Origin of the sequence: Wolbachia endosymbiont of Cruorifilaria tuberocauda, from assembly GCF_013365475.1 — a bacterium.
GTDB lineage: Bacteria > Pseudomonadota > Alphaproteobacteria > Rickettsiales > Anaplasmataceae > Wolbachia.
Map to the genome: position 1 here is coordinate 279,091 of NZ_CP046579.1, position 13,250 is coordinate 292,340.

Annotated in this window: 6 protein-coding genes; 2 read left to right on the top strand and 4 right to left on the bottom strand. The window is 30.8% G+C overall.

What is annotated here, in order from left to right; all coding sequences use genetic code 11:
• Positions 1–1,527 precede the first annotated feature (1,527 nt).
• The 4 genes from GOY13_RS01045 to GOY13_RS01060 form a co-directional block, all read right to left on the bottom strand.
• Entirely contained in the window at positions 1,528–2,544 is a 1,017-nt protein-coding gene (locus tag GOY13_RS01045; protein ID WP_175814004.1) for an NAD(P)H-dependent flavin oxidoreductase, read from the bottom strand.
• 5 nt (positions 2,545–2,549) lie between these two features.
• Complete coding sequence (locus GOY13_RS01050; RefSeq protein WP_175814005.1) at positions 2,550–3,068, bottom strand: cytochrome b; 519 nt, start codon at positions 3,066–3,068, stop codon at positions 2,550–2,552.
• Positions 3,069–3,234: 166 nt separating this feature from the next.
• A complete protein-coding gene (locus GOY13_RS01055) occupies positions 3,235–4,503 on the bottom strand; it encodes a M16 family metallopeptidase (protein WP_175814006.1) in 1,269 nt (422 codons plus the stop codon).
• Position 4,504: 1 nt separating this feature from the next.
• Complete coding sequence (locus GOY13_RS01060; RefSeq protein ID WP_175814007.1) at positions 4,505–5,104, bottom strand: superoxide dismutase; 600 nt, start codon at positions 5,102–5,104, stop codon at positions 4,505–4,507.
• A gap of 3,681 nt (positions 5,105–8,785) precedes the next feature.
• On the opposite strand from GOY13_RS01060, the gene tsaB reads away from it, so the two are divergent.
• Together tsaB and odhB are read left to right on the top strand one after the other, a co-directional pair.
• The gene (tsaB, locus tag GOY13_RS01065) at positions 8,786–9,394 is read left to right on the top strand and encodes a tRNA (adenosine(37)-N6)-threonylcarbamoyltransferase complex dimerization subunit type 1 TsaB (RefSeq protein ID WP_175814008.1); all 609 of its coding nucleotides are present in this window, start codon (positions 8,786–8,788) and stop codon (positions 9,392–9,394) included.
• A gap of 1,460 nt (positions 9,395–10,854) precedes the next feature.
• Positions 10,855–12,003 carry a 2-oxoglutarate dehydrogenase complex dihydrolipoyllysine-residue succinyltransferase gene (odhB, locus tag GOY13_RS01070; protein ID WP_175814009.1) on the top strand — a complete coding sequence of 383 codons (1,149 nt, stop codon included), beginning with the start codon at positions 10,855–10,857 and terminating at the stop codon, positions 12,001–12,003.
• Positions 12,004–13,250: the final 1,247 nt, after the last annotated feature.

Sequence of the window (13,250 nt, forward strand, 5' to 3'; positions counted from 1 at the left end):
GTTACTGGATGTTAACTTACTTGATAGATAATTTTGATACAATTTTACTTCTGCTATTACAAATATAGCAGATATTGTAAATAATCTTGTTCTTGCTAGTCCTAATGTTATTGTTCTCGTAATAAAATAATCTATTTTAGCAGAAGAGTATAACCTACTGCTGAGTCAGAACGGTGTTATTATTCAGTTGCTTTTTTGTAATATGCTTTTCATGTTGTTTTTCTTTTACATGAGATTTTTGCTAAGTAGGTACTTTTTTATTTTTCTATGTTGTAATCAATTGCTATAGCTACTAGTTGCTGTTGTTCCAGTGTGGAGTACTTGTGTCTTAATTTCTTCTCTTATGTAGATTGTTGTTTTCTTGAGGGGATTAGCATTGGACTTATGCTGCTTTTAACAAGTACCACCTTATGGTAACACTAGATTTACTTCGTAGAATTTAAGTAACCTACTTATCCTATCTGGACTACTGTTGTTACTTAATTTAAGGATTTCTTGAGTACTGCTTTATCAATTCTAAGTATTGATATAATAAACTTGATTGCTTTCTTTATTGGCAATTTCTAAAATTACTTGCACACTATTTTCTTTGGTTTTTATCAAGTGTTTTCTGTTTCTATATTTCTATTCTTAGCATTCGAAAAAATGTACTAATAATTATCATGTGTTCTTTATTTTTCCAAGCTTTTCTCTGTATATAGTTAATAATCTCTTATGATCAATTACCTTCTTAAGTAATCTTTTGCATTTCCATAGAGATTTTCTGTTCGTAACTTATTTGAATAATTTCAATCTCTTCTTTTTGTTTTCTCATATTATTCCAGAGAACTGGTTAGTTCTGTTTTTAACTGTCCTTGATCCCTTGTAATGATTCTTTACTCTCTGAAATTACAAAAAAGATACAGCACACTTTATATATAATATAGTATTGTAGATCTTCTTAAGTGTTAGTTTTACATAAAAATTGAAAAATACCTGCTCTAACCAAGAATTTATTTCCTAAGAACATAAATATTTTTATATGATAAACTTGTTGTTTTGATAACTTACACTAAAATTCAGTAAAACTGGTTATAAATAGGTGAAACATGTGATGTTTCAGCAAAGTTATTAAAAATTAGGTTCAGTGCATATTGCTATTTCCTTTATGACTATGTTATCTGATTACTTGATAATAAGGCTCAAAAGAGGAATGTGAATTTCACATCACGCATTAGTTGACACATTCTCATATAAGGATTACATATAAATGTTTCAGCATCTAAGAAGGTTGATAAGTAAATAAGATAAAAGGAACATATAGCAAATAATCATTATTTACTTATAAGCCTGGATTAGCGTTCTATACTGCTCTGTATGAGCATATTTTTTATAAAAAATTAAGCATAAAATGATGAAATAATGTTTTTATTGTTTAATTTGCACTGATTGAAAACAGCTAGGTACTCTTGTTTCTATAGATGGAAGAATGTTACAATTTTTCAAATATTTTTACTTTTATCTCTAAGTTAGAAAAAGTTAAATATATTAATTATTTACTTTTAACGATTTGCTTTCGATATAGCTGTCTGCTTGCTGAATTAACATGTTTACTACTTCCTTTACAGACTTTTCTCTATCAACCATGCCAACACTTTGACCTGCCATTAGTGATCCAGTTTCAACATCTCCTTCAATTACTGCTCTCTTTAGAGCTCCATTCCAGAATCTTTCTATCTCAAGCTGCCCGTCTTCTTTTGAAATCTGTCCCTTTTGGTATTTATCAATGATTTCTCTTTGATGCTTTATAAAATCATCACTTGCTTTGTTAGCTATGGCTCTTACTGGAAGTATGGGAAAGTCATCACTTATCTGGACAGAAGATACTGCGTTACGTGCAGCTGACTTTATGAAAACTTCCTTAAAATTTTTATGGGCAATCGATTCATTTGTACAGACAAATAGCGTGCCTATTTGGCATCCACTTGCTCCTGCTTCTAGGTAGTTAACTATCATTTCACCTCTTCCTATCCCACCTGCAACAAATACTGGTGTTTGCTTATTTTTAAAATGAGGCAATATCTCTTGTGCAAGTACTGAAGTGCTTACAGGACCTATATGTCCTCCTGCTTCCATTCCTTCTATTATCAGCGCATCCACTCCCATTTTTACTAACCTCTTTGCAAGGCTTAATGATGAAGCAAAGCATATTACTTTTATTCCAACATTCTTGATTTTTTCTATACTAGCTTTCATTGGTAGTCCCCCAGCAAGGACTATGTGACTTACTCTTGTTTTAATACACATGTCTATTAATTCACTTAAACTCGGATGCATAGTAATTAAGTTCACGCCAAATGGTCTATTAGTTAATTTTTGTGTTTCTATGATTTCTTTTTTTAATAGATCAGGAGACATCGCGCCACATGCAATCACACCAAAACCACCAGCGTTTGAGATTGCTGAAACTAGACTTCTTTCTGAAACCCAGCTCATAGCACCACCCATTATTGCAAAATCACTACCAAGGAAATTTGCTCCTTTTCTCCAGAGGATATTTAACATATAACCTATATCATGCGTTTAATAATGCTTTTTTTATCTAAGAATGCATGCTTTAGAGTCTCGAGTATATGTAATGTTATAAAAAATATCATAAAGTACGTAAATATTGAATGTAGCCTATTAGCTATACTAGCTAGCTCTTTGTTTTTACTGATTAACGAAGGAATATGAAAAAGATATTTGATTTTTATACTAGAAGCTGAGGTTACAATATAACCAGATGCTGGCATCAGTACCATTAGAAAATACAGAATAAAATGTACTGCTTTACTTACATTAGATTCAAATCTAGAAAGACCTGTTAGAGGTCGTAGAACATAAGTAAAGGTGCGAAGTATGCGTATTACAACTAGTCCAACGGTAGTAATTCCGAAAGCTTTATGGAGAGTGTGTGTAATAGATTTGATTTTGTTACTAACTGGTAAGGTTTTCATATAAAATCTAGAATAAAGCATGCTAATAATGAGAACAGCCATTGACCAATGGGTAACTATTGAACTTGAGCTATATTTATTATTTCCCACTTTGATTCTCAACTTAATTGCTTTAAAATAGCATTTATATAATAGAAAACTGTTTTTCAATAAAGATCATTCGGTTTCTACTTTGATCTATGCCTTACACATATGCAAATATTGCATTTTGGTAAAACACCCAATTACAAAGAAAAACAACATCCATACCTAGTACCTAAGCTCTAAGCATAGAAACTACCTCATCGTAATCTGGTAGTAAATTGATTTCTCCAGTTGCAGCTAAAGTGATTTTTCCGTGTTGTAGTAATAACCCCTCTGCTGCCCTTTTTACATCAAAAGTAGTTACTGCACTAATTTTTTCTATTAGTTCACTTTTACTAATATGTCTGTTATAAGTGCCATAATAATGGCCTAATGCCTCAGCACGGGAATTAACACTCTCACGTGACATCAGGATTTGTGATTTTATTCGCTCTTTTGCTCTATTTATTTCTTCTTCCTTCAGATTGCCTGAAGATAACTTTTTTAACTCTGTTGTTATAGATTTTAAAAGTTTACCTAAATTACTGCTATCTGTGCTAGCAAAAATGGAGAATACTCCTGTATCAATATAACTAGAATTAAAAGAATAAATTGAGTAAGCTAATCCCTGTTTTTCTCTTATTTCCTGGAATAGATATGATGACATTCCATTTCCTAGTACAGAATCAAGTACTTGAAATGTATGATACCTATCATCATGATAGGAAACACTAGGGAAACCTATTAGCAAGTACGTCTGATCTAATTTACGGTATTCTAAATATTCACCACCGGTATAGTTTGCATCTTGTTTTTTCTTTAGTCCACTTCGTATTTTTGAAAGTGAATCTTTGATCAAGTGAGTAACTTCTTGATGTTCAATATTTCCTGCAACTGTAAATATCATATTTTCGCCAAAGTAGTGCTCATTTATATAGTTATTTAGGTTTTCTTGGCTGAAAGACTTTACAGTGTTTTGTGTACCTAAGATTGACCTACCGAATGATTGATCCTTATAAGCTGCTTCAAAATACTTATCAAAAATGATGTCGCTTGGTGAATCATTGATCTGAAAAATCTCTTGTATTACAACACCCTTTTCACGTTCTAATTCATCTTCTGGAAACGTGGAATTCATTAATATATCTATTAATATGTTAACACCAACTTCTATATCTCTCTTAAGAATTTTTGCATAATAGATAGTGCTTTCTCTACTAGTACTAGCATTGAGAACTCCACCTATCTCATCAAAAGCTTTTGCAATTTCAAATGCGGTCCTGGCCTTTGTGCCTTTGAAAGCCATATGTTCTAGAAAGTGTGATATACCATTTTGACTTGCGCTTTCAGCTCTACTCCCAACACCAACTCGTATATTTAAAGCTACGGAATCAACATTGAACACATGCTCAGTTATTATACGCAGACCATTATACAGTTTTGTTACCTGTGGTGGATTCATCTTACATGCTCTTTTTCAGATTTTCTTCTGCAAAGTCCCAGTTAATCAAATAATTAAGAAAAACTTTTATGTAGTCAATTCTACGATTCTGACAATCTAAATAATATGCATGTTCCCAGACATCCATAGTAAGTAATGGGACTTGACCATAGACTAGTGGCAGGTCTGAATTTGAAGTTTTAGTAATTTTAAGTTTTCCTTTTTCAAGTACTAACCATACCCATCCACTGCCAAACTGACTTACTCCATAGCTCGAAAATTCTTCGTAGAACTTATCAAAACCACCAATATCCTCTTGAATTTTTTTTGCAAGTAGACTATTATCCTTAGGTTTACTACCACCATTTCTTTTCATTGAGTTCCAATAGAAAGTGTGGTTCCAAACTTGAGCTGCATTATTAAATATGGAAATTTTATTACTGTCACCATAAGTTTTCATTATTAATTCCTCAATCTTTATGCTGGTACTTTTAACCAGCTCGTTGAGCTTGTTTAGATATCCTCTATGGTGTTTGTCATAATGAAAATCCAAAGTCTTTGCAGATATGTAAGGCTCTAAAGCTGTTTTATCATATGGTAAGTCAGGTAAAGTAAAATTCACATCAACCTCTTGATTCTTAACTTACTATGATAGTAGTATAACATGTGCTTTTATGCAACACATAATATACATATTATTAAAATAATTACATAAATAATCTTATGTTTTTGAAAGTGAAGATGTAAGAGACTTATTAAAATTTTGAAGAAAACGCTATGTAAAATAGCTTTATTGTAAGTAAAAATTTTATCGAAGTTTTCCAAAATTTTTTGTGAGTTTATCGGATGTGTTAATAATATCTTGTGTGCATAGATTAGAAATTTGCTCTTTTTACTTTATTACGATTTTAATGATCCTCAATCTAATATTTTAGACTTTTCACACTGATCAGCAAAGAGTTAGCAAGAGTAGAAAACAGATATCATTTAACATGTTGTGCGATTTTGTTAGTACGTCATTGAATGAAGGTGTTATTGAGTAAGCAAAAATCATATCTACAAGATAGCTGAATTTATTAACACTTCTGGATTGTGTTTATGATGCTTTTATCTGTGCTAGCATATTTAGTCATTGCCTCGGTCGCTTTAGCTGTTGATAAAATATTAGTTAATCAAGTAAAGTGGAGAACATAAAAGACCTGCCCTTTTGTGAAAAGATAGTGTGGAAAGGTTATAGTTAGTGTCTGTCACATAATAGTGCTGTAGTTTAACATTTGTCCATAATTCTAATTATAGGTAGATAAGTCCTATCATAATCTCATTTTTATGAATGCTCTGTAAATAAAAATGTTGTAGTTTTTAACTGTGATAAGGGAAAGATGATACTAAGATGCTTTGTTATGGTAGGGAAATTTGTTAATTTTAGGCTCAATTGAGCTATAGAATTTTCGAATATGGGAAGTTTTATTCTTAAATAGGCATTGAATAGTGCGTTTTGGATAAAAGCAGCTTGGCTGTGATAGCTATGGTTGTACTGTAGATAGATGAGTTGCTTATGTTACTTAAAGTGATAGACTTTTGTTTGATTTTCAAAGAAGAAAATAGCCTACACTGATGTTGAAATCTTTGTGCCATTCAATTTGCTATAAGATCAGTTATGAGATTGATTATGATATAGGCTACTCCGTAGATTTGGAGCGTTTAGAATATAAATGCATATTGGTAAAATATAAATCATAACTTATTCATTGTGCAAACGTAGGTTCATCTAATTTAGAACTACGTGTTGTATTAAATTTTATCGCAGAAGTAAGAGTTAATTTTGTTATAAGGTATGTGATAGTTACTTTAATAGAATAGGTGATATGCTTTAGCTAGAGTTTTTTTATATAAAAATTGCCACGTTGATGATTTTTTGAGTTTCCTCATAAGAAGAAGTATTTTTATCTTGTTTGACATTAATATAAAAGGCACCATAAAACGGCAAAATTATATATATTCTTTATCAAGAAACAGTTACAAAAGAAAAGGGTACCTTTCTTTTCCTTGATACATCACACCTATAATTAATTTATAGAAGTTAGCTTATGAACGAATAAGCATATAATTTGCTAGAAAAGTAGCTTTCTTGGAAAGTTGTCTTTTATATATGTTGAGTTTAAATTTAGGTTTCTCATAAAGGCTTGAGTTCTTCAGGAGTCACTTCTGCTAACTGCAATACTTTTGTTATTATTTACACAAGTTATGGTGTAGTACCGAGTAATTCCGGACAAATGAGTATTTTATGTAAGACTAAACAAGAAATATGGTTCAAGTTTGACTGCGCTTTCAATGTTTTCTTAAAGATAAAATTTCAAGTTATTCATATTTACGCTCTTCTATTTACAGTAGTTCTATCCAAACACCTAAATATGCACTAGCATTAAAGTATTAGTCTCTGGCATGCCATGAACTTCAAGATATCAGATATGAAAACTAAAACTGTAGTAATATTATTTTACCATAAATAAGGTCATAGACTTTGTTAGATTGAAGATTATAAAGGAAAGTTTTATTAGCTCTGGTATGTTAATCAACACTTTAAAATTTTATACGGTGCTGGCAATATAAATAGTTACTGGATAAGCTATGCAAATTTACATGATGAAGATGAGTGAGAAAGATGATAATTTAGATATGACAAAAGATGTTCTTTAGTGTTAAATATGCAATATTTATGTATGATGATTATACTGTCTTAAGTAAAGGTTAAAATAACCTGCAACAAGCTAATCTTTACCTGAAATCTTATAACTTCAGTTCTGTTCAATTATAAGCCAGAAAAGTGGCTCAGCGTAACTGTCTAGTTGTTGGTAGCTTTTTTCTATAAAAAGCATCTCAGGTGATATATTATTTTATACTGCTACTTTTATGCAAGTTTATGAAAGAAACTTAACCGTTTATTTGGATGGAATTCACGAAAGTTGTGAATATTGACTGGGATCAAATACTACACTATAGCTTTGGATTAGATTCAAGTTATTTTATCTTACCCCTTTTCATAGGTAAAAGTAGCAAGTTTGGGAAAAGTATAACTTTAGAATAAGTAATAGATAGTTATATATATGCAAATATTATTTACTATTTGATGCTCATAAATTAAGCTTCATATTCCATATATTTTAACAGTAATTAGGCATTTGTGGTAGGAGTATTAATATCCCTTATTCCATAGACCTTGAAAGTTCTCTTTTGACTATATACACCTTGGGTTATTCAATATAATTGAAATTTAATCCTGAAGAGATCGTCAAAAAATCTAGAAACACTTAAATTATGCACTTTTAGCTGAGCTACAGCAGAATTTTCAATGAATAAATATATTGCAGTAATTTAGGTGATTTTCTTTTGCTTGACGTCTAGCTTACCGCATTATATTCTTAAAATATTTTTATATCAAGAATACTCCAGAGCTATAGCTTCGCTTAATTGCTATCCCTTTAGTTGTACTTTGTGTTATCTAGTTCTAGTAAAAGCGTAAACTTTTTGACTTATTAAACTTAAGTGTCAAAGAAATTTTGCTGCTTATGCTTTTGCATTAATTTAGCAGTATTATCTACATTAGATAACTGGTTATTGGTTATGAATTTACTTATTATGAAAATTTTTCAAGCTCATCTTTGAATTTAATGATTTATTCATATTCAGTTAAGCATTTATCTTACGAAATGCTTGTTAGGTATAAGGTATAACACATTAAAGAAACAGTCCCTTCTTCATAATCACTTGAAATACTGCAATACTTCCTGTTTTTCATTCATGTCCTTATGTTTATGGATTTATGTTCGTTATGACTGCATCTTTATTTTTAGAGGAGAGTAAAGAGCTCTTATATGAAACATGAGATTTAATTTCATTTATTTTGCAGGTATTTTTGACCCAGTTATCCTAGTTTCGTGCTTGCTTTTGACTTAAAAACAGTCTGATGTATTTGCATGTTGTATCATAACTACCTGTTTTTTAGCGCGCAATCGTTTCTTATTACAAGATTATCAATGATAATGACTTCTTGCTATACGTTATCTGTGATAGGCTGCATAACTTTTCTTCTCTATTTTTATTATTTCAGTTCTCTATCATTGCGTTCTTAACAAGACTGGTATCGCTATTATCATAAAAATATCTTATTTTCTTCAGAAATGCTCTCATTAATCGCTGAATTACATTATGTAGTATTTAGTCTAGTGATGACTTCGATAAATGCTATGAATCATTGTGCTTTTGCTGTAATGTTTGTGGAGTTTCTATAGCGTGAGTTTTGATAATGTCAATTCTAGCAATTGATACCGTAGGTCCTGGTAGCTCAATAGCGATAATCGATTGTGATGGTAAGTGTTTAGTAGAACATGATTCTAAAAATAATAATCACGCAGAATCATTTTTTCAAATTTTAGATACTCTGTTCAGTAAACATAACTATAACTATAACAAAATAGAGCGTTTGGCAGTAGTAGTTGGACCTGGAAGTTTTACTGGAATTAGAGCTGGCATATCAGCTGCAAAAGGTATAAATCTTGCTACAGGTAAGCCGCTATACGGGGTTAGTGCACTAGAGGTTCAGGCATATGCAATATCTTTGCTTGACACAAAGAGCAAGAAAAATATTAGAGCTATAATAAAAAGTTCTCAAGGGTTTTATACTCAGTTATTTAGTTTTGATTTATTACCACTATCATATCCAACTTTAGTGCGTGAAATTGCTGAGTCCAAGTGTTTAGATATTGAGGTAGTGGGCAACAACTGTACCACATATATGGATTGCAATTTACCTGAATTAAATGCTAGCCATGCAGGATTGTTAGTGCATTCTAGGCTAGAAAATAAACAAGAGTTAGGAGAAGTTAAAGCTCTCTATTTAAATAATAAGTCTTGACATATGGGCTTATTGTAAGGCTAACATTCTGAATACTGAATCAATTTAGTTAAATCTGTATACTGATATGTTATCTTTTCATCTACTTTCCTTACATTTATGTTTGAATTTTCTGCTTCTATAGAACAGAAAGCAATACTTAAGTTTTTTATAACATTACTTATATTAGTTACTTTCTTATTTTTATTTTCCTATGACTTTTCGCGTCATATAGGCTATACTTAAGTACTATATGAAAAATTTTTGTTTATTCACTTTCTTTCACTAGTTCTTTTCTTTGGTAAATATGTAATTTTAATTATTGAATCATCTTTTGTTGTCTGAAGTATAGTTTGTGAAATGTTGTAAATTCTGTTTTCTACCCTCTTAGAGATTTGGTTGTATTCGGAGATATTATACATCTACAATAAACTTGTCTTCTTAAAGAAAAGGCTATTTATAAACAGTGTATCTATCATATTAGGTTATTAGATAATTCTGTACTATAGAGAAAGCCTACACTACTAAAAATCTGGTGATGTATAAACTTCTGTTATTGTCTTTTTGCAATCGTTTAGAAAATTATCTTTAATAGCATAAAATCAAGCTATATGTTGTAGAGGAAAACTGTTTTTGATACCCGGATGCTTGTATAGTTTAGAAAATAAATTCTGTGTAATCTTTTAAACTATATTAATATCTGAGCTGATTTTTGCTGAGAGATAATAGGTCCTTTATTTGGTCTATATTGATTTTGAGCTAGAATCATTGATTTACTATTGCTTGTATTTTCTTCAATAAGCTTTTAAAAGGTCTTAGCCAAAAATTATGTTATTAACAAAAAGATAGTAATTAAATGGAATTGATCCCACACATTGTTGGTTTTTATCTTACCTAAAGTAAGTTGTCATAAGTAATACTTGTTAGTATTGGTGTGTTCTAGAATCAAAGATCTTTACAAGCCATTAGATATACGTTTAGTAGGTGAGTAAAAATTACTAGTATAAGTGTTATTTGATGAGAGTATAGTTAGAGATAAGAGGTATCAAGAAGTAGGATTTGTTGTATAATTATGTGTATCCTTCCTATTGCAGAAGTTTTCCCTAAAGGATAATGCTGCTTTGTATAAGCAAGATATCTTATTCATAGTTAGCACTTTCTAAGTAGAGAACAAAGAAATTTCGTAATATTAGGTCTGAATTGTGGATATGAAGTATGTCAGAATTGAAGGTTAACATGTTATTCTATTTATTATTCAGAAAACACTGCAAAACTTAGTGTTTAATGTTAGTTGTGATGTTTAACAATTCCAAAATAAAGAAGTTTAATTGATCTTTTGCCTTTTAAAGGTAGTTTTGACGAGAGATTGGGACTAGTAAAAAGCAGATGTGATGGGTTTTTTGATCTTAAATAAGTTTATTAGTTTATTGCGCATTTGTTTTTATGTATAAGATTATAGCAAATTGTAAAAAGGTTGTTTTATGGGTAAAATTATAGAAATCAGAGCGCCAGAGACTCTTGGTGGTGAATCGATTATGGAAGGTATAGTTAAAATAAAGAGGGGTATTGGCGAGATAGTAAAGGCAGATGACTTGATTTTTGAAGTTGAGACCGACAAAGCAGTGCTTGAATTAACTGCAGAAGCTTCAGGGGAAATAGCTGAACTTTTTGTAGAAGAAGACGATGTAATAAATCCAGGCCAATTACTAGCTAAGCTTTTAGTAATGGAGTTAAGAGAAGATAAAAGTGAAGTTACCGCTAAAAAAGATGCTCCATCAGCTCGTAAGATTATGGAAGAGAATGCAATTAGTGTAGGAAGTGTCAAAGGAACTGGAATGGGAGGAAGAATAACGAAAGCAGATGTAAAGCATATGAGTAAAATCGAGCGGCCTGCAATATATGAATTGTCAAAAAGTGCAGTGAGTGGAGAGAAAAGAGAAGAACGTGTAAAAATAAGCAAAATAAGGCAAGTGATTGCTGCTCGTTTGAAGGCTTCGCAGAATACTGCTGCAATACTAACAACCTTTAATGAAATTGATATGCAAAATGTAGTTAATCTTAGAATAAAATATAAAGAAGCTTTTGAAAAGAAGCATAGAATAAGACTGGGTTTCATGTCCTTTTTTATAAAAGCAGCAGTACAAGCCCTGAAAGAGATTCCTGAAATTAATGCTGAAATCTCGGGAGACGAAATCATATATAAACATTACTATGACATAGGTGTTGCTGTTGGTACTGACAAGGGTCTTGTTGTGCCAGTTATTCGTAGTGCTGATCAAATGTCATTTGCGGAAATCGAGCTAACTTTGGCTGATCTTAGCAAAAAAGCACATACAGGTAAGTTACAAGTGTCTGAAATGGAAGGTGCAACATTTACTATCTCAAATGGTGGAGTATATGGTTCGCTCTTTTCAACTCCGATAATAAATCCTCCGCAATCTGGAATACTTGGGATGCACTCAATACAGAACAGACCGGTTGCCATAGAGAACTCAATTGAAATTAGACCAACAATGTATATTGCTCTCTCTTATGATCACAGGATAATTGATGGCAGAGGTGCAGTAACTTTCCTTGTAAAAATAAAGAATTACATAGAAGATACAAATAGATTGATTTTAGAAATATGATATCTGAATTATTAGTTCAGCATTGTTAAAAGCCTAGATATCATCTGGTTTTACCGATAGTTCAATGACTTCCAAAGGTTCATGTATGTGTGCTACTTCTGAAAAGTTGTTATGGAGTGTATTAAAATAACACTTTTACTTTTTAGTAATTATCTAAAGTAGCAACTAATATTAAAGTTTTTTAGTGTAATAGAAATTTGGAAATGATTGGTGATATTTATCATCGTTAGGATTACTATATAACTCCTTTTTCTTTCTAGAAACTAGGGTTACTTAAATCATAAATCTATATCACATAATGAACCTTCAAGGTAGTCCTTTTCTATCTTTTTCTTTTGCACTTTTAACTAATCATATATGTGCTATAGAAGTTTTTCTAAATATATAACAATTGTTGTTTTTATCGAAATCTTATATTTTATACTCATGTAATTAAGGATTTCTTTTATCTTGAAAAGGTAGTGTTTATTTCTTCTAATTTCCTACTTACCTTGTTATTTGCTGAAGCAAATTGAGTAATTACATACTATAATCTTTTTAATATTAATTTTTCAGTTTTCTTGATTACTATTAGAGCTTCATAGGTAAGACTACACTTAAATAAGCGAAAACGCTTTATTAGATAACAAAGCTCACTTCCGTTATTAGATAATTTCAAGTAGTTTAGAATACTTACATATTTTCCTTCATTATACACTTCTCTTACTGAAGTTAAGGCAAGTAATATTATGCCTTCGCTAACGCATCAACTTAAATTAGGTCTGTTTTCATATTTAATATCTTGCAGATATGTCTGCTTGATTTCCAGTCCTAGAGTTATGACAATTATAATGTTCTGTTGTATCAGTCAAATTTATAACGAGAGGTTAATAATATTCTTTTTTATAAAAAGTAAGTTTGTTATATCTTTAATAATTGTGCTATTGTCGCATAGCAGTAACTACATCACATTTAGGTTATCTAGCCGCTTAGTATGCTCTTCTTTAAGAGTGTTTCAACTGTATCATAAAATTTGCTTCATATTCTAGTTTTATTAACCTGCTGGACAACATGTTATTATCTTTTGACAAGCCAAATTACTTTTTATATTTTTGCAATTTGCTCTAAACATCATTACCAATCTAACTATATTTAGATGTTTTGCTTAGTCTATAACAAGCAGTAGCTTTGTTATATCAAGTGGTATTCCTTATTTTATCTCTAGCAGAGCTTCTAGCTAAGAATTCTAATTCTTGATAGAGAATTAA

What these genes read in the sequence shown, in the direction of transcription:
- GOY13_RS01045 (WP_175814004.1), bottom strand. Translation starts at nt 2,544, where the DNA reads ATGTTAAATATCCTCTGGAGAAAAGGAGCAAATTTCCTTGGTAGTGAT.
- GOY13_RS01055 (WP_175814006.1), bottom strand. Translation starts at nt 4,503, where the DNA reads ATGAATCCACCACAGGTAACAAAACTGTATAATGGTCTGCGTATAATA.
- tsaB (WP_175814008.1), top strand. Translation starts at nt 8,786, where the DNA reads ATGTCAATTCTAGCAATTGATACCGTAGGTCCTGGTAGCTCAATAGCG.
- odhB (WP_175814009.1), top strand. Translation starts at nt 10,855, where the DNA reads ATGGGTAAAATTATAGAAATCAGAGCGCCAGAGACTCTTGGTGGTGAA.